Annotated in this window: 12 protein-coding genes; all 12 read right to left on the reverse strand. The window is 63.8% G+C overall.

Going from position 1 to position 22,600, the window contains the following annotated elements; all coding sequences use genetic code 11:
* Positions 1-11 precede the first annotated feature (11 nt).
* Positions 12-1,670 (reverse strand): GH35 family beta-galactosidase, encoded by a 1,659-nt coding sequence (locus tag GEV01_RS03060; RefSeq protein WP_328595422.1) that lies wholly within the window; start codon positions 1,668-1,670, stop codon positions 12-14.
* A gap of 29 nt (positions 1,671-1,699) precedes the next feature.
* A complete protein-coding gene (locus tag GEV01_RS03065) occupies positions 1,700-4,708 on the reverse strand; it encodes a TonB-dependent receptor (RefSeq protein ID WP_152801577.1) in 3,009 nt (1,002 codons plus the stop codon).
* Positions 4,709-4,886: 178 nt separating this feature from the next.
* Complete coding sequence (locus GEV01_RS03070) at positions 4,887-7,139, reverse strand: glycoside hydrolase family 3 C-terminal domain-containing protein (protein ID WP_152801579.1); 2,253 nt, start codon at positions 7,137-7,139, stop codon at positions 4,887-4,889.
* A 217-nt stretch (positions 7,140-7,356) separates the two neighbouring features.
* Positions 7,357-9,642, reverse strand: a complete 2,286-nt coding sequence (locus GEV01_RS03075; protein WP_217428335.1) for a WD40/YVTN/BNR-like repeat-containing protein — start codon at positions 9,640-9,642, stop codon at positions 7,357-7,359.
* Positions 9,639-12,401, reverse strand: a complete 2,763-nt coding sequence (locus GEV01_RS03080) for a GDSL-type esterase/lipase family protein (protein ID WP_152801583.1) — start codon at positions 12,399-12,401, stop codon at positions 9,639-9,641. Before GEV01_RS03080 ends, GEV01_RS03075 begins: the two co-directional genes overlap by 4 nt.
* 14 nt (positions 12,402-12,415) lie before the next feature.
* Positions 12,416-14,059: an alpha-L-fucosidase gene (locus tag GEV01_RS03085; protein ID WP_152801585.1), complete on the reverse strand. Its 1,644-nt coding sequence runs from the start codon at positions 14,057-14,059 to the stop codon at positions 12,416-12,418.
* 20 nt (positions 14,060-14,079) lie between these two features.
* Complete coding sequence (locus tag GEV01_RS03090) at positions 14,080-15,864, reverse strand: IlvD/Edd family dehydratase (protein ID WP_152801588.1); 1,785 nt, start codon at positions 15,862-15,864, stop codon at positions 14,080-14,082.
* Positions 15,861-16,649 carry an SDR family NAD(P)-dependent oxidoreductase gene (locus GEV01_RS03095; RefSeq protein WP_152801589.1) on the reverse strand — a complete coding sequence of 263 codons (789 nt, stop codon included), beginning with the start codon at positions 16,647-16,649 and terminating at the stop codon, positions 15,861-15,863. Before GEV01_RS03095 ends, GEV01_RS03090 begins: the two co-directional genes overlap by 4 nt.
* Positions 16,646-17,788: a fumarylacetoacetate hydrolase family protein gene (locus GEV01_RS03100; protein WP_152802308.1), complete on the reverse strand. Its 1,143-nt coding sequence runs from the start codon at positions 17,786-17,788 to the stop codon at positions 16,646-16,648. Before GEV01_RS03100 ends, GEV01_RS03095 begins: the two co-directional genes overlap by 4 nt.
* Before the next feature lie 120 nt (positions 17,789-17,908).
* On the reverse strand, positions 17,909-18,955 hold the full coding sequence (locus tag GEV01_RS03105) for an aldose epimerase family protein (RefSeq protein ID WP_152801591.1): 1,047 nt from the start codon (positions 18,953-18,955) through the stop codon (positions 17,909-17,911).
* On the reverse strand, positions 18,955-20,172 hold the full coding sequence (locus GEV01_RS03110; protein WP_152801593.1) for a XylR family transcriptional regulator: 1,218 nt from the start codon (positions 20,170-20,172) through the stop codon (positions 18,955-18,957). Before GEV01_RS03110 ends, GEV01_RS03105 begins: the two co-directional genes overlap by 1 nt.
* Before the next feature lie 208 nt (positions 20,173-20,380).
* Positions 20,381-22,576, reverse strand: a complete 2,196-nt coding sequence (locus GEV01_RS03115) for an OsmC domain/YcaO domain-containing protein (RefSeq protein ID WP_152801595.1) — start codon at positions 22,574-22,576, stop codon at positions 20,381-20,383.
* Positions 22,577-22,600 lie beyond the last annotated feature (24 nt).

The following is a 22,600-nucleotide window of genomic DNA, read 5'->3' on the forward strand; positions in this document are numbered from 1 at the left end:
GTTCACTGGGCTCAGTACGTGCCCAGTTTCACCCTCAGGACCACAGGCCGCGCGGTCAGGTTGATGCCGTAGTCGGCCTGGTCGCCGTTCCAGTTGCGCTCCATGATCCATTTGCCGGCGGCGTCGAAATGTCCTTCCTCGATCCGCGCGTACATCGAGGGCTTGCCGGCATTGACGCCGTCTCCCTCGAAGCGCAGGCGGGCCCGCTGGCCGACCACGATGAACTCATTGTCGCAGGTCTGCGCCAGCGCCACGCCGCCATTCGGCTGCTCGGTGCCTGGCGCCATTTCCTTGCGCTGGGCCAGCCAATCCTCGTCGCCGAATTGGCCCATGCGGAAGGCCACCGTCAGTTTCCAGTTCTTCAGCGCGAGGTGTTGCGGGGCGCGGTCGTCGCCCTCGGCCACGCCGTGGGTGCGGCCTTCGTAGGCCCACTTGGCCCACAAACGCTCCATCGGCCGGAACGCTGCGAAGACTTGACCGAACGGCTCGGCCATGCGCTTGTCGGTCAGCGGCGAGCCCAGCGGATAGTTGCTGTAGTCCGCATAGTCGATGCCGAACGGCGCCACGCCGAGCGCGCCACGCCCCAGGATCTGGTAGATGTAGCGCGCATAAGCGGTGGCATTGCCCATTTCCGGCACGAACAGCGCATTGTCCGGGCGCTGAAAACGTTCCAGGTTGGCCGTGACCTGCTGCGAATCCGGCGCATACAGGTCGGGACCGACCACATCGATATGCGGCGCCGCCGCCTTGTAGATGCCGATCACGTCATAGGTCGGGCCGCCGCTGGCGAAGTTGCTCTTCCACGGCGCCAGCGCCTCCAGCGGATTGCGCAGCGCGTTGTTGACGTACATGGGCAGGTCGTAGACCGCCCTGCCCGCCTTGGCGATATCCTCGATGTAGCGCGCGATCGCGTAGGAGTGGAAGTACTGGTCGGCATACGGGCCATAGACTTCGGCCCAGCTGCCGCTGGCCGCGCCGCCGGCTGGCGCCTTCTGGCGTGCCAGCACCGCGGCCGGCACCGGCTGGTTGAACTCGGCCTCCGCCTGCGCGCCGAAGTCGCGAGCGTGGCCGTAGGTGCCGACTTCGTTTTCCACCTGCACCATGATGACGCTGCGCTGCGCCTGGTCGACCTCCTTCAGGTGGCGCATCAGCGCCACAAAGGCGCGCTGGTCGGCCTTGAGCGTTTCCGCGCCCAGCGGCGACAGGCAATATGTCAGCTTGCCGTCCTTGTCCACCATGCGCGGAAAGCGCTGGTTATTGAACTTGACCCATTCCGGCACATACTGCGGATTGGTGTTCTTCCAAGTGCCAAACCACAGCAGCACCAGGCGCACCTTGTTCTGGCGTGCCTGGGCCAGCAGCGTGTCGACATAGCTGAAATCGAACTTGCCCTCCACCGCTTCGATCTGCTCCCAGGCCACCGGGATTTCCAGCGTGTTGGCGTGGGCGTCCTTGACCGCCGACCACACCTGCTTGAGCGCGCCGGGATAGTTGCTGGAATTGTGGGCCTGCACGCCCAGCATGACGAACGGAGCGCCATCGACCATCAAGGCGTAACGGCCATCCTTTTGCTCAAGGTGGGGCAAGGATGACGTGGCGGCCAGCGCCACGCTACACGACAGGGTCAGCAGGCTCAGGGCGGGCAACAACTGCCGGGATAATTTTTTCACGCGATAGTCTTCCTGAAGAGTTGGGCTCATTAGAACGAGTAGCGCAGCTGGGCCGAGTAGCGGCGACCGGTGGCGAACCACGCGCGGCCGTTCATGCCGGTGCTTTGCTGCATCAGCTGATGGAACTTGGCGTCGTTCAGATTGGTCACTTCAAAGCCCATCGTCATTTGCTCGTTGATCTTGTAGAACAGCGAGGCATCCAGCTGGCCGTAAGCGGCGGCCCAGGTCGGCAGCGCCCAGGCGACGTTGTGCTGGCCGTAGGTCGGGCTAGCCGGGTTGTTATCCAGGCCGTCTCCGCCGCTGGTGCCGTTGGCGTTGACGCCTTGCAGGCTCTTCGCCCGCCAGTTGTAGGCCAGGCGGGCCGACCACGGGCCTTTGTCATACATCAGCGCCAGGTTGTACGACTGGCGCGACAGGTTTTCCAGCGGCAGGTCGCCGAAGGTGAGGCCGTTGGTGTCGCAGCCGTTCAGGTTCAGGTTCAGGTTGGCCGCGCTGTTGCCACCACCGCAGTACTTCTGGTAGACCGGCGTGTACAGCTCACGCTTGCTGTCCACGTAGGTGTAGTTGGCCTGCAGGCCCAGGCCCGACCAGGCGCCCGGCAGCATGTCGAAGTACTGCTGGTAGGCCAGCTCGATGCCGCGCGCGTGGCCCTTGGCGCCGTTGATCGGCGCCGTGACGGTGAAATTCTGCGGATTGCCGGAAGTATCGTGCAGCTGGAAGTTGGTCAGCTGGTTGATGATGATGTCCTTCAACTGCTTGTTGAACACCGCGACGGTGAACGAACCTGCGGGCGCGAAATACCACTCGGTGGTCAGGTCCAGCTGCTTGGACGTGGTCGGACGCAGGTTCGGGTTGCCGGAGGCCTTGCCGTCCTGCGTAAGGCTGTTGATGACGCTGTTGCTGACCACGTTGGGCGGCGTGCCGGTGACGGTGGTGGTGATGTCGGCGCTTTGCCCCAGGTTGGTGTAGGCCTGCAACTGGCTGAAGTCCGGACGCGTCAGCGCACCGGCGAACGCCAGGCGGAACTGCAGCTTGTCGGTGGCCTTGAGACGCAGGTTCAGGCTGGGCAGGATGTTGTGATAGGTATTGTCGAAGTCCTGCGCCTGGGAGAACGGTGCGATGTCCGGAATGTTTTTACCGGTCACGTTCCCCGCAGGGATGGACACATTCGACTTGAACACCGTGTAGCCATGCGCGGCCATATTGGTCTGCACGTAGCGCAGGCCGACGTTGCCGTCGATCGGATACTGGAGCTTGTCGAAGCCGAAGCGCAGCTGGCTGTACACGGCCTTGGTCTTTTCGTCCTGGCTGTTGCTGCCCGCCGGATCGGTGCCGAAGGTTCCCGGGGTCCATGGCGTGCAGCTGGCGCTGGAGCCGTTGTGCGCCTCCGCGCACAGGATGTCGTGATAGGTGTGCAGCTTGGCATAGCTGTCGGGATATTGCTGCGCCAGCGAGACGTCCGGGAACACCACCGCCGGCACCGAAACGCCGCCGCCAAAGAAATTGTTAAAGGTGTGCAGGTTGGTGTTGCCCGAGAAACGGGGATCGCCCAGCGAGGCCAGCTTGCTGATGTCCCAGCCCAGTTGCCATGGCTGCGAGATCGCCACCCAGTTGTAGCCCGGGTTGGAGTTCATCGTGACCGCGTCGCGCTTGGTCAGGCGCACGCCGAAGCGCAGGTCGTGCAGCACCGGGTGGTCGAACTCGTACTTGCCGTCGCTGCGCCAGGCGGTTTCATGGCCCACGCTGCGGTCCATGTGCTCCATCGTGAAGCCCCAGTAGTAGTTGTTCGGGTTGGCCAGGTAGGCCCGGTCGCCGGCGTCGAAGATCAGGCTGGGGATGGTGCTGGTCAGGTCGACCTGTTCCTTGGGCAGCATCAGGCCGGTGGCGACGGTGGAATCGAAACTGCGGGTGCTGGCGCGGATGTGCTGCAGGTCGCTGGTGATGGTCAGGCGGTCGTTGGCACGCCAGCGCACGTTCCAGGACAGGTCGGTGGTGTCGGAATTGCGGGTCGAGGTGCGGACGTCGTTGCCGAAGTTGATGCCGCCGTCCTGCGGATCGCTCAGGGTGCCGGTCAGCAGCACGCCGTTCGCGTTGTAGGTGCCGTTGGCAACCTTGATGTTGTAGCCGTTGGAGCCGGCAAAGATGGCCTGCTCGTCCCACTTCATCTGGTAGCGCGACTTGAACCAGGTCAGCGAGCTGGACCAGTCATTGTTCTTCCATTGCAGCGCACCGTACGCGCCTTCGCGGCGGCGGTTGAACTCCAGCGTGCGCCACTGCGCGCCTTTCGGCACCCAGATGGTCTTGCCGTTGGCGTCAGTCTGCGGATAATAGGGTTCGACCTGGAAGGCGTCGGTGCGGACCCCGCTTTCCGAATATGCCAGGTCCAGCAGCACGCCAACATCGCCGATCGGCGTCTTCCAGCGGTCGGAGACCATGCCCGAGACGGACGGCGAGGACTTGCCCTTCTTCAGCGCGGAATAGGTCTCCATACCGGAGACCGAGGCCTTGAAGCCTTTGTAATCGAACGGCATCGCGGTGCGCAGGTTGACCAGGCCGCCGATCGCGCCCTCGATCTGTTCCGCGGACGGGTTTTTGTAGACGTCCAGGCCGGCCATCAGCTCGGGCGGCACGTCCTCGAAGTTCAGCGAGCGGCCGCCGTTGGCCGAAAACGAATCGCGGCCATTCAGCTCGGACCGCACATAGCTCAGGCCACGGATCGATATGCCCGAGCCTTCGACCGAGAAGTGCTCCGGATCGCCCTTGGCCATGGTGCGGTCCATGGTGATGCCGACGATACGTTGCAGTACCTCGGTGACTGATTTGTCGGGCAGCTTGCCGATGTCGTCGGCGACGATGGAATCAACCACTTCATCCGCGTTCTGCTTGATCTTCTGCGCGGACTCCAGTGCGGCGCGCTGGCCTACCACCTGCACAACCTGTGGTTTGGCGGTATCGGTTTGGGCAAACACTGCGCCACTGGCCAGCAGTACAACTTGTGCGACGCCTGTGGCGATCGCAGTCTTTTTTAGTTGTTTCATTATTATTGTCTCCTCTGTCCTTCATTGTTTCCAGGTCGTTCGGCTTGTTGTTGCGTCGCTCGTTCGCACAAGACGACCAATAAAGTTTGCTTGCCGCTCCCTTTCCTCGCAATTGCGAAAATGACCAACTCAAAAAATGAAATTCCGCACGAAGGCTGGCCGCATGCGGGTATCGCTGTTAGTGTGGTTTTCCGTTCACGTCGTAGACCGCGGCATCGAGGTGCACCACCACGCTGCTCGCTTGCGGGTCCATCGCGCTGGCCGCGAGCATCAGGCGGTAATCGCCGGCCGCCACCTTCCAGGTCTTGCTGGCGGAGTCGAACACCGCCAGCAGGCGCGGGTCGACGCTGATGGTGGTTTTGGTGCTGGCGCCAGGTTTGAGATCGACCTTCTGGAAACCGGCCAAGCGCTTGGGCGCTTCCCATTTGGCCTGCAACGGCGCCACGTAGACCTGGGCCACCTGCTTACCCTCCACGCGTCCCGTGTTCTTGACAGCGAACGAAACGCGCAGGGCGCTCCCCTTCACTTCGGCCGCCAGGTCCGTCATCGCGAATTCGGTGTACGACAAGCCATGCCCGAACGGGAACAGCGGCTTGAGTCCTTTCAGGTCGAACCACTTGTAGCCGACAGCCGCGCCTTCGTGGTAGTCGACGTCGAAGCGGCGGTCGGCCACTTCGGGGAAGCCGTCCAGCGCGGGGCGAGGCAGTTGCGACTCGGACGCCGGGAAGGTGGCCGGCAAGTGGCCGGAAGGATTGACCTCGCCCACCAGCACGCCGGCGATCGCCTCGCCGCCGCTGGTGCCGGGATACCAGGCCTCCAGCACGGCAGACGCTTGCGACAGCCACGGCATGGTCACGGGGCCGCCCGTTTCCAGCACCACGATGGTGTTCGGATTGGCCGCCGTCACCGCCGCGATCAAGTCATCCTGCTTGTTCGGCAGCGACAGGTTCGGCACATCCATGCCCTCGCCCGTCCACTGGGTGGCGAACATCACGACAACATCGCTGTCCTTGGCCAGGCGCGCGGCGGCGGCCGGATCGGCGCCGTCGTTGAAGCTAAGAGTCGCCTTGGGCAGGCGTCGCTGCAGGGCCTTCAGCGGCGAGGATGGATAGACCATCACGGGGCCAGGCCAGGTCTTGGGTTCCAGTCCCGGCACCGCATTGCCGCCCGCCGGATACACCAGCGAGGAACCGCCCCCAGCCAGCACGCCCTTGTCGGCGTAGCCGCCGATCACGGCGATGCGCTGCGAAGAGGATTTCAGCGGCAGCAGTCCGCCGCTGTTCTTCAGCAGGACCATGCCTTCCTGCGCATCCTTGGCCGACACGGCGGCGTGGGCCTTGAAGTCGATGCCGGCCGGCGCGGGGGCCACCGGATGATCGATCACGCCGTGCTCAAACAGCGGTGACAGAATGCGGCGCACCATGTCATCCAGGCGTGCCGGCGGCACCCAGCCATTCAGCACCGCCTCCTTCAGCGGCGCACCGAAATAGTCGGCCAGGTCGAACGGGAAGCCGGACTGCTGGTCCAGGCCCGCATTCGCCGCCGGAATGGTGCTGTGGGTCGCGCCCCAGTCGGACATCACCCAGCCCTGAAAGCCCCAGTCCTGCTTCAGCACTTCGTTCAGCAGATAGCTGTTCTCGCAGGAGTAGACGCCGTTGATACGGTTGTAGGCACACATCACCGAGCCGGGATTGCCCTCTTCCTTGGCAATTTGCAGCGCCAGTAGGTCTGACATGCGCGCCGAACGGTCATCGATCCTGACGTTGAGCGTGGTGCGGCCGGTCTCCTGGTCGTTCAGCGCGAAGTGCTTGAGGGTCGAGACGATATGGTTGGACTGGATGCCCTTGATCTGCGCGCCCACGATCTTGCCGGCCAACAGAGGATCTTCGCCGCCGTATTCGAAGTTGCGCCCGTTGCGCGGATCGCGCATCAGGTTGACGCCGCCCGCCAGCATCACATTGAAGCCGAAGGCACGCGCCTCCGCGCCGATCATGGCGCCGCCGGCGTAGGCGGTGTTCAGGTCCCAGGTGGCGGCGGTGTTCAGGCCCGATGGCAGCGCCGTGCCCTGGCGCGCGTTCGGGCCTGCCTGGCTGGCCACACCGAGGCCGGCGTCGGTTTGCCACAAGCTGGGAATGCCCAGGCGCGGCACGCCGTAGATGAAGCCTGCGGACTGCTGGTGCGATTCCGCCGGCGGCGTGTTCTTTTTCCATTCGGTGCCCACGTAGCCAAACACCAGCTTGAGCTTCTCGTCCAGGCTCAACTCCATCAGGACCAGGTCGGCCCGCGCACGCGCGCTCAACTTCCGGTTCATCCATGGCCGGCTGGAGTCCGGCGCCTGCTGGGGATTGGTATCGGCCGCTGTGGCCAGGACGGAGCCGCAGCACAGGGCAACGGCGACAGAAATCAGGCTGATTTTGTGGGAGATTTTCATGGGAGGATTATCGTGTAAAAAAAAGGGCAGCCCAGAGGCTGCCCCAAAAAACTGCCGGAGGGGAGGCAGCTGGAGACAGCAACTATGCGTACGGCATTGGGTGATGAGAATTCATGCGGATGTTTCCTTTTCAGTTGTCTGCATTGTGGAACCCGCGCTATCGGGCAGCAATTGCGAAATCTGCGAATGCGTCATATGAAATCGCACAGCCACGGACTCAGTTCGCCGAAGTTCCGTAGATGACGCCCCGGCCCATGCCGCCGGCGACACTCAGGTACACCGTGCCAAAGGTCCGCATATCGCCGACGACCTGGCTGATGCCGCCCCACTGGTGATTGCTGTCGTTGATCTTTACCCAGCTCGCGCCGCCATCGATGGAGCGCATCAAGCCGGTGCTGCCATCGGCGAACTGGCCGCCGGCGTAGATGGCCGGATAGGCGGCGCCGCTGGCGGCTTTGCCGAAACCGACAGTGGTCAGAGTCAAACCAACGCCAATCGGCGCACTCCACGAGGTGCCGGCGTTGGTGCTGTGATACAGCCCCTTGCTGGTAGCCGCCCACACATCGCCGGCCCGTCCCGGCACGCTCGCCACCTGCCTTGGCACTGCCGGCAGCGAAGCCGCCTGGCTCCACCTGGCCGCGCCTGCGCCGACATAGAAACTGGTCGTGCCGGGTTTCCAGGCATAGAAAGTATTCTGGCCGCCATCCGAAAGCAGCCTGGCGCCAACCGGCAAGGGGCTGCCCATGATGGCGGCGGTGCTCCAGCTCCTGCCGCCATTGGTGGTATAGACCGGCGCCACGTTGTCGAGGGACTCCGGCGCCCATACGATGGAAGCACCGTCATAGCCTATGGCCGCCGATCCCGAGCCGTGCGTCACGCCGGCCGGCAGTGTCGGGAAGGCGCTCCAGCTGCCGCCGCCATCGTTGGAGATGACGCCAACCGGCACCGTCCGCGCATAGGGATTCTGCCCCACCAGTACCACCGCCGACGGCTTGCCCTTGGCCCAGTCGATGCTGCTGCCGAAAGTGCAGGCGCCGGGCACGCCCACGCCACGGCTGGTGGATATCATCGATACGGGTGGCGTCGTCAGCGAATTGAAAACGAAGCCGCACACGTCGGCCATCGCGGCGATCAACGGCGCCCCAGTGCTGGGCGACGCTATGGACTGCGGCACGATTTCCTCGATGCCCTTGGCGTGCACGCTCCAGGTGGTGGGCTGGCCGCTGTCGGCCTTGGTCAGGTTGGTGGTGCCGAAGACGCCGCCGCCAGTGCCGTAGAAGGCACGGTCGGAATCGAATGGGTCAATCACAGGATTCATCCAGTTCTGGAAGCCGTCGGCGTGTCCCCAAGGCGCCCACGGCGACTGCGCCCAGTTGAACTGCGCCCTGGCCTTCAAGTCCCTCCAGCTGCCGCCGCCGTTGGTCGAACGGTACAGGGTGTCGCCCTCGCCGTAGCGGTTGACCGTGGAGACCAGCACTGTGCCCGGTTTCTGCGGATCGAGCGCCAGGCCGTCGTAGCCAAAGCTGTCGCTGCCGGTGGGTGCCAGCGGCGTGATGTTCTGCCACGTCCTTGAAGCGATGTGGTATTTCCATACCTGCCCCGTGCTCATGCCGTAAGGACCAGGCCCATTGCCGTAGGTGATGTAGAGGCTTCCATCCGTACCGATCAGGCCATGATTCGGATACATGCCGCCCCTGCTGGTCGCGCCAGGACCGCCGCTGACGGGGCTCCAATGTGCTCCGCCGTCATTGCTGACGTACAGGGTGGAAGGCGCCTTGCTGTCGGACAGGCCTGCGAATATGGTCTGGCTGCGCCCCGCCCCCAGCGACGGCTTGAGGAAGGCGATGAAAGCGATGCCGGCGCCACTGCCGTCGCTGGACAGCGGCGGCGCATTGACGGCGGCCACCTGAGTCCATGTGCTGCCGCTGTCGGTACTGGTCCACAAGCCGTTCATCCCGTTGTTGTAGGGTGACGGCAGCTGGTCGTTGCGCGTGCCGTAGAACAGCACGGAACCATTATTCGGATCGACCTGCAAGCGCTCGCCGGCGTCGCGGCCGGTGTTGTTGGCGCCCATGGGGAAAGGCATGGGATGCGCGGTGAAGCTAGCGCCCTGGTTGGCCGACACCAGGATCGCCCCGGCCGGCACGCCAGGCCAACCGTCATAAGCGCCGACGGACATGTAGAGCATCTTGGGATTGCCCGGATCGATGGCGATGCTGTCGATGCCCATCCAGTTGTTGTTCGCCGACGGCGTCCAATCGTTCAAGGGCGCCCAGGTGCCGGTGGTCGCGTCGTAGCGATAGGCGCCGCCGACGTCGGTCCTGGCGTAGAACAGGCCCCGCTGGGCGGGATGGGCGATGATGCCGTCCACATAGCCGCCGCCGACCATCTGCACGTTTTGCCAGCTGTAGGCCGGCATTGGAGCCGCGCCAGCCAGCAATCCGGAAGCCACAAGGCACAGCGATACAACGGCTGCCGCCCTCAATCGGATTGGTCGTTTCATGGTTTGAACAGTAGTTGAGCGAAGTGATACAGGTTGTCGGCCCAGCTCTCGCGGTCATGTCCATGGCCGTCAACGTTCCAGACGTGCGGGATGTCGTTGGCCTTGAGGTAGCGATGGAAGCCCTGCGAGACGCCGAACAAGTTGTCCTGCGTGCCGCACGACAGATAAAGCAGCCGCAGTTGACCACGCGCGCGGGCCGCATCAGGCAACAGCGCGGCCGCCGCGCCGGTGTTGGGCGCCGACGAGAAGCCGCCAACCCAGCCGAAGGTATCCAGATGGCCAAGGCCGAAATTCAGCGCCTGCCCGCCGCCCATCGACAAGCCGGCAATGGCGCGCTGCTGGCGCCCGGCCAGTGTGGCGTACTGTTTGTCGATGGCCGGTATCAGCGATTCCAGCAGCTCGCGCTCAAAGGCCGCGAAGCCTGCCACATGCTCGGGCGAGAACGTGCGCTCGGCCGGTGGCGGGCGGTCGTCCGCCAGCGCCCGTCCGTTGGGCATGACGACGATCATCGGCGCCGCCTTGCCGTCGGCGATCAGGTTGTCGAGGATGGCGCTGGAGCGCACGTAGCCGCGCCATTCGTCCTGGTTGCCGCCGATTCCATGCAGCAGGTAGAGCACCGGGTAGCGGCGATCCTTGCTGTAGCCGGGAGGCAGATAGACGCTGGCCTTGCGCCGGGTTCCTGTGACGTTTGAATCGTAGCTGAACTCCTCCACCCTGCCCTGGGCGACGTTAGCTCGCACGTCCGCAAAGCCGGCAGGTGCGGCCTGGAAGGCGCGCATGTCATCGGCCGTCAGCAGCGATTCGATATCGGGCCGCATTGCATCGGCCAGTACCCGGTAGCCTTTCTCGGAAAAGTGCAGGAAATCGGGCTGTAGCTCGGCCGACAAGGTGCCGTCCGCACCGACAAAGCGCGCGCCGTAATCGCGGAAGAAAACCGTCTTGCCATCTCCCAGCCCCGCGACCATCTTGTTGAGCGCGACCACGCTTTGACGGCCGCTGGAATCCGCACGTTCGCCTTCCGGCAGCACCGCATTGAGCAGGATGCGCGCCGACGGATACTGCTTGCGCAGTTTCGCCACCACGGCCTCGATGCCGCCGAAGACCGCCTCCGGTCCCTCGCCGCACAGATTGATGTTGTTCACGCCGATCAGCAGCACCACCAGTTTGGGCTTGAGGCCAGCGATGGCGGGATTCTGCAAGCGCCACAGCACATTGCCGGTATGGTCGCCGCCGATACCGAAGTTGGCGGGTTTGAACTTCTGGAAGTTCGCCTCCCACAAGGGCTTCGGCCACATCTCGGTAATCGAGTCGCCCACGAACATGACATCGATATTGCCTTGCTCCGCACGCGCCACCTGGTCGGCATGCATCTGCTGCCAGCGCGCCATGGACATCCAGGGATAGTCGACGGAGCGAGGGGCGGCGCTGAGCGCGCAGGAAGGCTGGTCCGACATCAGCTTTTGCAAGGTCGGTTCCATGGTGCGCGCCCAGATCTCGTAACCACGTTCCTCCGGATGGAGCAGGTCGGGCATGACGTCTGGCGACAGCGTGCCGTCCGGATTGAGCAGCGCGGCATTGATATCGGCGAAGTAGACATGGCGTCCATCCGCCAGCGCGGCGATGCGTTCGTTCACCTTCTCGTTCAAGCGGCGCTGGAAGGAAGTCGGCTGCGCGTCTCGCGGGAAGATCGCCAGCAGCAGCAACTTGGTCTGCGGCAGGCGCTGGCGCAGCTCCTCGACGATGCGCCGGACGCCGGCGGCGGTGGCAAACGGCTCGTCCTGGCGGTCGCCGGTGTTGTTGGTGCCGATCATGAGCACTGCTACCTTGGGCGCCAGCCCATCGACCTCGCCGTGCTGCAAGCGCCACAGCACGTTCTCGGTGTGATCGCCGCCGAAGCCCAGCGCCACGGCATCGTACTTCTCGTAATAGCGCTGCCAGACCTGCTTGCCGGACTTCTCCCAGCCCTCCGTGATGGAGTCGCCGATGAACAGCAACTGCGGATTCTTGCCGGCCTGTTTCAGGCGGCGATTCTCCTCCAGCTTTTTCTCATGACGCGGTATCCACGAACCAAGCGACCAGGAATGCGCCAGCGGCGTCGGCGTGACCGATTCGGTGCGGTAGTCCGGGCAGCTGGCGTTGGCCTTGCCCTGCTTGACCAGCTTGATGTTGGCCAGCGCCACTTCACCCGCGCCGGTGGCATCCATCGCAAACGGCGTCACCACTTTGCTGAAGTCGTCCTCCTTGCGCGCAAAGCAGGACAGAGAGAACGACAGATGCTGCCATCCCTTGCCCTGAAGTGCGCGGGCAGGCAACACGTAGGGCAGCTTGCGATTGCAGTCCGCGCCGCAGCGCATCGTGAAGTAGATGCCACCTTGGGCCAGTTCGATCACGTTGATGTCGAATTCGAGCGTGCCCGCGGCGGTATAGGGCCGCAAGTCCAGCGGCAAACCACCGTCGAACCGCAGGCTGGCATACCACGCGTCCTTCCAATGCAGCGTGAGCGCATCATGCCTGCCTGCGGCCTCGCCCTGGCGCGCACCCACGACGCCGCTGGGCACGCGGGAGTCCGCAGGCTTGGGAATCGTGACGGCGGCACCGTCCAACACCTGCTCCGGCCCCTCGAACCCAGCCACCGTGACATGCCAGGACGGAAGCGCTTTGCCCTGGTACAGATTCAATTCGCGCGGCGCTTCGGCGCGAGCGGGATGGATGGCGACCGCCAGGCAGGCGGCCGCCATCAGATAGCTGAATTTTTTCATGGAGTCCGATAGATTCAGGCGATCTTCAGCGCGATGGCGTAAGGCAGCGCGGATTTTTCGGACGGCAGCGTCACATGCAAGCCCTCCGCGCTCTGCTTGAAGGCCAGCGGCTTGCCGCGTCCCACCAGCTCAACCCGGGCAACGCGCTTTTTCAGGTACTCGCCGCCGCTGCGCATGGACTTGATGGTCAGCTTGCCGTCAGCCGGCCATCCCATGGCGAACGCATACACCGCGCCATCCTTGGTGGTGAAGCGAATATCCTGCGCGGTGAACGGTTTGTTCTTCCCTTCGTTGAAGCCCTGCCCCGTCGTCGGCGCGGCGGACTCCATGGCCGGACCTTCGCCCAGCACGAACCAGGGACGGGTATCGTAGATGCCCTCGCCGTTCACCGCGATCCAGCGCCCGATCTCTTCGACGATGGCGCGTTCTTGTTCGTCGATGGTGCCGTTGCCGCGCACCGGTACGCTCAGCAGCAGGTTGCCGTTCTTGCTGACCACATCGATCAGCGTCTGCACCACCGTCTGTGCGCTCTTGTAGCTCTTGCTGTCATAGACGCGCCGGTCATAGTGCCAGCTGCCGATGCAGGTACAGGTCTGCCATGGCAGCGCTTCGATCTGGTTGCTCTGCCCGCGTTCGATGTCCAGCACCATGCTCTGGCGCTGTATCGGGTCGAGGATCTTGCCGTTGATGACAGCCTCCAGCTGCCCCTTGCGCATGATGCTGCGGTTGTACATATGCGCCGCCAGACGCATGCCGACATCGCTGACGGGATACAGCGGCAGTACGGTGTCGTCGAAATAAACCAGGTCCGGATCGTAGGCGTCGATCAGGTTGACCGTGCGGTCGTACAGCTTGTCGGCATAAGCCTTGCTGGGAACCGAAGCGCCGCTGCGCCAGTGCCATTGCTCGTCGAAGTTGGCGCCGTCGGCAATGCTTCTGCTGAGGGGGTGCTTTTGCGCGTACAGCGCCTGCGGATCGCGGCCGTCCCACCACTTGCCCTTGCCGTCGGCGGCGTTCAGGTTGCCGTCGTAGGGTATGCCGGCCTTCGGGCCGCTCTTGTCGGCGCCTTGCGCCACTTCGTACCAGCTCCACGCGTGGGCCGCATGCACGCTGACGCCGAAGCGCAGGCCATGCTTGCGCGCGGCCTTGCTCCAACCGCCGATCAGGTCGCGCTTGGGACCGAGCTTGGTGGCGTTCCATTCCGGCTGGTGCTTGCTGTCGTACAGGTCGAAGTTGTCGTGGTGGTTGGCCAGCGCGACGAAGTACTTGGCGCCGGCTTTCTGGTACAAGGACACCAGCGCATCCGGATCCCACTGGTCCGCCTTCCATTCCTGGATCACATCCTTGAAGCCGAACTCGGACGGATGGCCGTATTTTTCCAGGTGGTGGCGGTAGGCGTCGCTGCCCTCCTCGTACATGGCGCGCGCGTACCAGTCGCCGAATTCAGGCTCGCACTGCGGGCCCCAATGCGCCCAGATGCCGAACTTCGCGTTGCGGAACCAGTCCGGCGTGCGGTAGTTGGACAGGGATTTCCAGTTCGGCGTGAACGGTCCCTGGGCCATGGACTCGCTCTGCCCATCGGCCGCGAAAATATAGGGGGATGCAGCCAGCGCGGGAATGGCGGCAGCCAGGTGCTTCAGTAACTCTCGTCGTCTCATTATCGTCCTTAGTGGGCCGGTTAGTGGTTATGTCTCGGCAGATCCTGGCCTACGCCTCGGTAGGCCAGCGCCAGTTCCATGCAGGCGCCCGACTGCAACTGGCCGACGGTGGCGCGGTAGATTTCCTGCCACGGCGTCTGGCTTGGCGGGACTGGCGGCGGCGCTATTTTTTTGCGCTCGGCCAGCTCTTCATCGCTGATCAGCACATTGCAGCTGCCGGTGTTCAGATCGACCCGTACCGTGTCGCCGGTACGCAGCCAGGCCAGGTTGCCGCCCGCCGCGCTTTCCGGTGAAGCGTTCAGGATCGAAGGGCTGTCCGAAGTGCCGGACTGGCGGCCGTCGCCCAGCGTCGGCAAGGCCGTGATGCCTTGCTTGATCAGGGCGTCCGGCGGCTGCATGTTGACCACTTCGGCCGAACCTGGCCAGCCTATCGGACCCGTGCCGCGTATCACCAGCATGGTGCGGACATCGATCTCCAGTCCCGGATCGTTGATGCGCGCATGGTAGTCATCCGATCCCTCGAACACCACGACACGGCATTCGAACACGCCTTCCCGGCCGGGCGTGGACAGGTAGCGCTGGCGGAAGTCCGCCGAAATCACGCTGGTCTTCATGATCGCGAAGTCGAACAGGTTGCCCTTGAGGACCAGGAAGCCCGCCTGCTGCTTCAGCGGTTGTTCGAACGCGAATATCATCTCGCGGTCGGCGGTGGCGCGGCCCTCCAGGTTGGCGGCCATGCTGCGGCCCGTCACCGTAGGACGGTCGGCGCGCAGGCGGGTCGCCTGCAGCAGCTCCCACATCACGGCCGGCACGCCGCCCGCGCGGTGGAAGCGCTCGCCGAGATACTTCCCGGCCGGCTGCATGTTGAGCAGCAGCGGCACGTCGTAACCGTAGCGCATCCAGTCTTCCGGCGTGATCTCGACGCCCGCGTGACGCGCCATCGCCATGATGTGCGGCTGGGCGTTGGTCGAACCGCCGATGGCGGCATTGACCGTAATGGCGTCGAGGAAGGCGTCGCGCGTCATGATCTGCGATGGCCGCAGGTCTTCGATCGCCATGGCCACGATGCGCCGCCCGGTTTCATAGGCAATCTGGCCGCGCTCGCGGTAGGGAGCGGGAATCGCCGAGCAACCGGTCAGCGACATGCCGAGCGCCTCTGCGATCGCATTCATGGTCGATGCCGTGCCCATGGTGTTGCAGTGGCCGGCCGAAGGCGCGGAAGCGGAGGCGATCTGCAAGAACTTCTCTTCATCGATCTGGCCCGCCGCCAGCATGCGGCGGCCCTTCCAGATGGCCGCGCCCGAGCCCACCAGTTCACCTTCGAACCAGCCGTCCAGCATCGGACCGCCCGACAGCACGATGGCCGGCAGGTCCAGCGTGGCGGCCGCCATCAACTGGGCCGGAGTGCTCTTGTCGCAGCCGGTCGTCAGCACCACCGCATCGAGCGGATAGCCATGCAGGATCTCGACCAGACCCAGATAGGCCAGGTTGCGGTCGATGGCGGCGGTCGGACGGCGACAATTCTCGAAGGTCGGATGCAGCGGAAATTCCATCGGGATGCCGCCTGCGTCGCGTATGCCTTCGCGTACGCGCTTGGCCAGCTCCAGGTGGATGCGGTTGCAGGGATTGATGTCGCTGCCGCTTTGCGCGATGCCGATGATGGGCCTGCCCGAACGCAACTCATCGGCGGTGATACCGTAGTTCATGAAGCGTTCGAGGTACAGCGCCGTCATGTCGACCCGCTCGGGGTTGTCGAACCAGTCCTGGGACCGGAAGCGGCGCATGGTGGTCTTGGTCGCGCTCATGCTCCGTACCATCCGGCGTCGACAAAGTAGTTACGTCCCGTGCAGCGGGCCGCGCTGTCCGACGCCAGGAACAACGCCATCGCCGCCACGTCCTGCACTTCGACCCGCTGCGGCAGGCATTGCCCGGCCAGGATGCGCTCTTCCTCTTCCGGCGTATGCCACAGCGCGATCTGGCGTGCCGTGCGCACCGCACCGGGGATGATGCAGTTGACGCGGATGCCGTCGGGGCCGAGATCGCGCGCCAGGCCGCGCGTCATGCCCTCGATGGCGGCTTTGGCGGTCATGTACAGGCTCAGATTGGGCAGCGCGAGATGCCACGAAATCGAACCGAGATTCAGGATAGCTCCGCCACCCGAAGCACGCATGCCGCGTGCCGCCGCCTGGGCGCAGAAGAACTGGTGGCGCAGGTTCACAGCCATCCGCTGCTCCCAATACACCGGCGTCACATCGGCGACGGTATGGCGGTCGTCGTTGGCGCAGTTGTTGACCAGGATGTCCACCGCGCCGGCTTCCTGCTCGATGCGGGCAAATGCGCGGCCGACCGCGTCCAGGTCCGCCATATTGCAGGGAATGTAGACCGGTGCGTGATCCGCGCCGCGCAGCGTTTGCGCCAGCTGCTTCGATTCCGTGTCGGCGATATCGAGGAAGTACACGCGCGCGCCCTGCCCGGCAAAGGCGGAGACGATTTCCGCACCGATGCCGCTGCCGCCGCCGGTAACGACCACACAACGGCCGGCCAGATCCCGATAGCTGGCGTAAGGCGCCATGGTTGCTGGTTGGTTCATCGCACGCCTTTCCACAGGCCGCGCGCGGCCAGGTTTTCGAACAAGGCGCGCAGGCCGAAGGTCCACGGCGCGATCTGGTCGCTACGCTGCACCTCGTTGACCAGGGTGCCCAACGCGGGAGTCGAGATGCTGACGCGGTCGCCCAGGTGATGGGTGAAGCCGGCGCCGGGAGCGTCGCGGTCCTTGGTGGGCGAGAACATGGTGCCGAGGAAGAGCATGAAGCCATCCGGATACTGGTGGTGCGGGCCGCAGGCCTGCGTCGCCAGGTCGAGCGGATCGCGGCTGATCTCGCGCATACGGCTGGTGCCGGCCAGTTCGAAGCCGTCGTCGACGCCTTCTATCAGCAGGCTGACTTCCGCGTTGCGGATGGTGTCGATGGTGAAGTGCTCGTCGAACAGGCGGATGAAAGGACCGATGGCGCACGAAGCGTTGTTGTCCTTGGCCTTGCCCAGCAAGAGCGCGCTGCGGCCTTCGATGTCGCGCAGGTTGACGTCGTTGCCCAGCGTCGCGCCCAGCACCACGCCGGTGCTGTTCACGGCCAGCACGATCTCCGGCTCGGGATTGTTCCACTTCGAATCCGGATGCAGGCCTACCGCGTCGCCGTGGCCGACCGCCGACATAGGCTGCGACTTGGTGAACACTTCCGCGTCCGGCCCGATGCCCACTTCCATGTACTGCGACCACAGGCCGCGCGCTATCAGGTCATCCTTCAGCCGCATCGCCTCTTCGGAACCGGGACGTATCGTCGACAGGTCGGCGCCGATGTGCGACTGGATCTCGCCCCGCAAGTGATCGGCACGTGCCGGATCGCCTTTGGCGCGTTCTTCAATCACGCGTTCGAGCAGGCTGACGGCGAAGGTGACGCCGCAAGCCTTGATCGCCTGCAGATCGCACGGCGCCAGCAGGCGCAGGCCGCCGATTGTGTTTTTGACCAAATCGCGCACATTTCCGAGCGACTCGCCGGGCGCTTGCGCGACCACCAGTTGCAGGTCGGCGCGCTCCAGCAGCGCGGACACGGTGGATGCGTGGGACGTGATGTCGAACACCTCGCCCCGTCGCACCACCACCACCGCCGGCCCTGCGCCATCGCGCCAGACCCGGCCTACCAGCAATGCCCGCTCTATGTCGGCGGGCAGCATCGCATTCGTCACTTGTAAAGTCTCCCTATGTACGTTGGATGTACGACGATTGAAATGTTGCCCGTTGCACTGTGAATCCGCAATTACGAAACTCACCAATAAGACTCATGATTACGCACACTACGCTAGCGTGATGCGATAGATCGTGGTCTGCCGGTACACCTGGCCCGGGCGCAGGATGACCGCTGCCGCGTGCTCGCTGTTGAGCTGATCGGGGAAGGCGCCTGCCTCCAGGCAAAAGCCGTCGTGGCGCGCATAGGGACGGACCGAGCGTCCGCGCACGCCACCCAGGTAGTTACCGCTGTAAAACTGCAGCCCGGCCTCGGTGGTGGAGACCTGCAGGCAGCGCCCCGAACCGGGATCGACCACGCGCGCCACCGCGCTCAGCGCGCCGCCACGGCCGGCGGCGCGTCCGCGGATGCAGTAGCAATGGTCGAATCCATTGGCCTGGCGCAGCTGCTCGTCGGGCCAGCACAGCCGCGCACCGATGGCGGCGGGCCGCCGGAAATCGAACGGCGTGCCGCTCACCGAAGCCACGCCCAGCGGAATGCCGGTGGCGTCGGTTTCCAGATAGTGATCGGCTTCGATCTGCAGCATGTGGTCGCCCACGTCGGCGCCGCCGCCGTTCAGATTGAAATACGGATGGGCCGTCAGGTTCATCGGCGTCGGCGCATCCGTCACCGCTTCGTAGTCGATGGACAGCGTGCCGTCGTCGCCCAGGCGGTAGCGCACCTGCACTTCGACCTTGCCCGGAAATCCCGCCGCTCCCGCAGGCGACACCAGGCGCAGCAGCACCTCATCCTCGCACGCCTCGCCGCGCCAGCGCAGCGCATGGAAGCCTTGCGGGCCGCCGTGCAGGTGATTGCCACGGTCGTTGACCACCGTTTGCACCGGCTCGCCATCCAGCAGGAAACGGCCGCGGGCGATCCGGTTGGCCCAGCGGCCGACCACCGCGCCCAGATAAACCTGGTTGTCGCGATAGTCGGCCGGGTCGGCATAGCCGAGCACGACGTCGGCATAGCGGCCGTAGCGGTCCGGCGTCCACCACGACACCAGGGCGGCGCCGCGCTCGCTGATCGTCACCCGCATGCCGTCGGCGTTACGCAGCGTGAACAGTTGGTCTTCCGGGTAGATCGGACTCCCGGCATCTGCAGATGGGGCTATCATCACAGCTGGATTCCTTCGAGTGGTACAGGCGGCGCGTGCCGGTCCTGCGTGGCGCGATGCTGGTAGGCCCGTGGCGTACAGCCCAGCTCGCGCTTGAATACCAGATGCATATACTGGCTGGAAGTGAAGCCGCATTTCATCGCGACGTCGATCAGGTTGCAGTCGCCGCCGGCAAGGATGGAGGTGGCGGCCTCCAGCCGCAGGCGCAGGATTTCGTCGTGGACGCTGTAGCCTAGCTCGCGGCGGAAATAAGCTTCGAGCGAGGAGCGCGAGATACCGACATAGTCGGCCACCTGGTCGGTCTTGATGCCCTGGCAGGCGTACTGGCGGATGAAGTGCCGCGCCCGCATCACATAGGGATGCTTGGTCGCTTCGTGCTTGCTGGAGGCCATGACGTTGATCCCGGCCGGCGGCACCAGGATGCAGGTGCCGGGCAGGCGCACGCCGTGCAAGCGCTGGTCCAGCAAATGGGCCGCCGTGCGCCCCATCTCCTGCGCGCCCTGGATCACCGAGCTGAGAGGAATACGCGTCAGCATGCGCGCCAGCGGATCGTTGTCGATGCCGATCAGCGCCACCTGTTCCGGCACGGCGATCCCGGCGATGATGCAGGCTTGCATCAGCTGGCGGGCGCGCGCATCCGTCACGGCAACGATGCCCACCGGCTTGGGCAGGCTGTGCAGCCATTGGATCTGCTGCTCCATCGCCTCGTCCCAGGATTGGGCGCTGGTGGCGAGGCCACGGAAGATTTCCACGTCGAAGCGCTCGCGCCGCATCAGCGCGCTGAACGCTTTTTCGCGCTCCTGTGCCCAGCGGTTGCCCTCGGCCTCGGGCAGGGAGAACAGCGCAAAATGGCGCAGGCCGGCCTCGATCAGGTGGTCGTAGGCAAGCTTGATGAGCTTGAAGTTGTCGGTGGCCACGTACGACAGGCCGACCGGGTAGTCCGCCTCGTTGGCGTAGGAACCGCCCACGGCGACCACCGGCAGGCGGCTGTCCGCCAATGCGGCGGCCACCGCCGGATCGTCAAAATCGGCGATGATGCCGTCTCCCTGCCAGCGCTCGATGCCCGACAGGCGCAGGCGAAAGTCTTCCTCCAGGAATAGATCCCAGGAGCTGCGGGTACTCGACAGATAGTCGGCGATGCCAGTGATCACTTCCCGGTCAAATATCTTGTTCGCGTTGAACAACAGGGCGACGCGATGCGTCTTGGGCGTCGACATTGTGGCGGTCTCCTTTGCCTTTTGGCTTATTTTTGTCTAGCCCAGCCATTCTGCAAGCGAGCGCCCGCCGACTCAATTATGAAAATCATCAAATGGCATACCGATTATTTGCTATCCCCAGGACGGGGTAAGGAGAAACGCCCGCCGCTCGGGGCGGGCGTATGGTGAAGATCATCGCGCGGGGAGCGCGATTCACCGGGCAGTGCGTTTACTTCGAGAACGAGGCGCGTGCCTTGTGCAGCTTTTTGTAGCTGTCGATCAGGCGCGCGTGCCGGTCGAGTCCTTCCAGCTTCATGCTGGTCGGCGTCAGGCCGTAGAAGCGCACGCTGCCGTCCACCGAGCCGATGACCGCGTCCATCCGGTCGTTGCCGAACATGCGGCGGAAATTGAACTCGTACTCGTCCAGTTCCATGTCGTCATCCAGCTCCACTTCCAGCACCGCATTCAAGGCCTGGTAGAACAGTCCGCGCTCAACCGAGTTGTCGTTGTACTGCAGGAAGGCTTCCACCAGCTCTTGCGCCTCTTCGAACTGCTGCAAGGCCAGTTGAATCAACAGCTTCAGCTCCAGCACCGTCAGCTGGCCCCAGACCGTGTTCTCGTCGAACTCGATGCCGATCAGGGTGGCGATATCGCCGTACTCATCCAGCTCGCTGTTCTCCAGGCGGTCGAGCAGCGCTTCCAGCTGCTTGTCGTCCAGGTGATGCAAGTTCAGGATATCGGCGCGGAACAGCAGCGCTTTGTTGGTGTTATCCCAGATCAGGTCTTCCACCGGATAGACTTCCGAATAGCCCGGCACCAGGATACGGCAGGCTGCGGCGCCAAGATGCTCATACACCGCCATGTACGACTCTTTGCCCATGGTTTCAAGAATGCCGAACAAGGTCGCGGCTTCCTCGGCGTTGGAGTTTTCACCCTGGCCGGAGAAATCCCACTCGACAAATTCGTAGTCGGCCTTGGCGCTGAAGAAGCGCCACGACACCACGCCGCTGGAATCGATAAAGTGTTCGACGAAGTTGTTTGGCTCGGTCACGGCATTGCTGACAAAGGTAGGACGCGGCAAATCGTTCAGGCCTTCGAAGCTGCGGCCTTGCAGCAATTCGGTCAGGCTGCGCTCCAGCGCGACCTCAAAGCTTGGATGCGCGCCGAACGAGGCAAACACGCCGCCGGTACGCGGGTTCATCAAGGTGACGCACATCAGCGGGTACTGCCCGCCCAGCGACGCATCTTTCACCAGCACCGGGAAGCCCTGCTCTTCCAGGCCTTGAATCCCAGCCAGGATGCCCGGGTACTTCGCCAGCACTTCTTGCGGCACATCCGGCAAGGCGATCTCGCCTTCCAGGATTTCGCGCTTGACCGCCCTTTCGAAAATCTCCGACAGGCACTGCACCTGCGCTTCGACCAGCGTGTTACCCGCACTCATGCCATTGCTGACGTAGAGGTTTTCGACCAGGTTGGATGGGAAGTACACGACCTCGCCGTCCGATTGCCGCACGAACGGCAGCGAGCAGATGCCACGCTCCACGTTGCCCGAATTGGTGTCGTACAGATGAGAGCCGCGCAGCTCGCCATCCGGGTTGTAGATTTCGAGGCAGTACTCGTCGAGAATTTCAGCGGGCAGCGCATCCTTGCGGCCAGGCTTGAACCAGCGCTCGTTCGGGTAATGGACAAATTCGGCGTTGGCGAGGTCTTCGCCCCAGAACGCACCGGCGTAGAAATGGTTGTTGTTCAACCGCTCGATATACTCGCCCAGCGCCGAGGCCAGCGCGCTTTCCTTGGTCGAACCCTTGCCGTTAGTGAAGCACATCGGCGAGTGCGCATCGCGGATATGCAGCGACCACACGTTGGGAACGATGTTGCGCCATGACGCGATTTCAATCTTGATGCCTAAACCTGCCAACAAGCCCGACATATTGGCGATGGTTTGTTCCAGCGGCAGATCCTTGCCCGGGATATAGGTGCGCGCTGCCGAATCGGGATTCAGCACCAGCAGGCCCTGGGCGTCGGCATCCAGGTTTTCCACCTCTTCGATGACGAAGTCGGGGCCTTCTTGCACCACCTTTTTGACGGTGCAGCGGTCGATGGAGCGCAAGATGCCCTGGCGATCCTTGTCGGAGATATCCGCCGGCAGTTCAACCTGGATCTTGAAGATCTGCTTGTAGCGGTTTTCCGGATCAACGATATTATTCTGCGACAGGCGGATATTTTCGGTTGGAATATTGCGGGTATTGCAATACAACTTCACGAAATACGCTGCGCACAAGGCCGATGACGCGAGAAAGTAATCGAACGGGCCAGGCGCCGAGCCATCGCCTTTATAGCGGATCGGCTGGTCGGCGACCACCGTGAAGTCATCGAACTTGGCTTCGAGACGAAGCTTGTCGAGAAAGTTGACCTTAATTTCCATGAAAGAATCCCAAATAGCGCTCAA

The organism is Rugamonas rivuli, assembly GCF_009380165.1.
Taxonomy (GTDB): Bacteria; Pseudomonadota; Gammaproteobacteria; order Burkholderiales; family Burkholderiaceae_D; genus Rugamonas; species Rugamonas rivuli.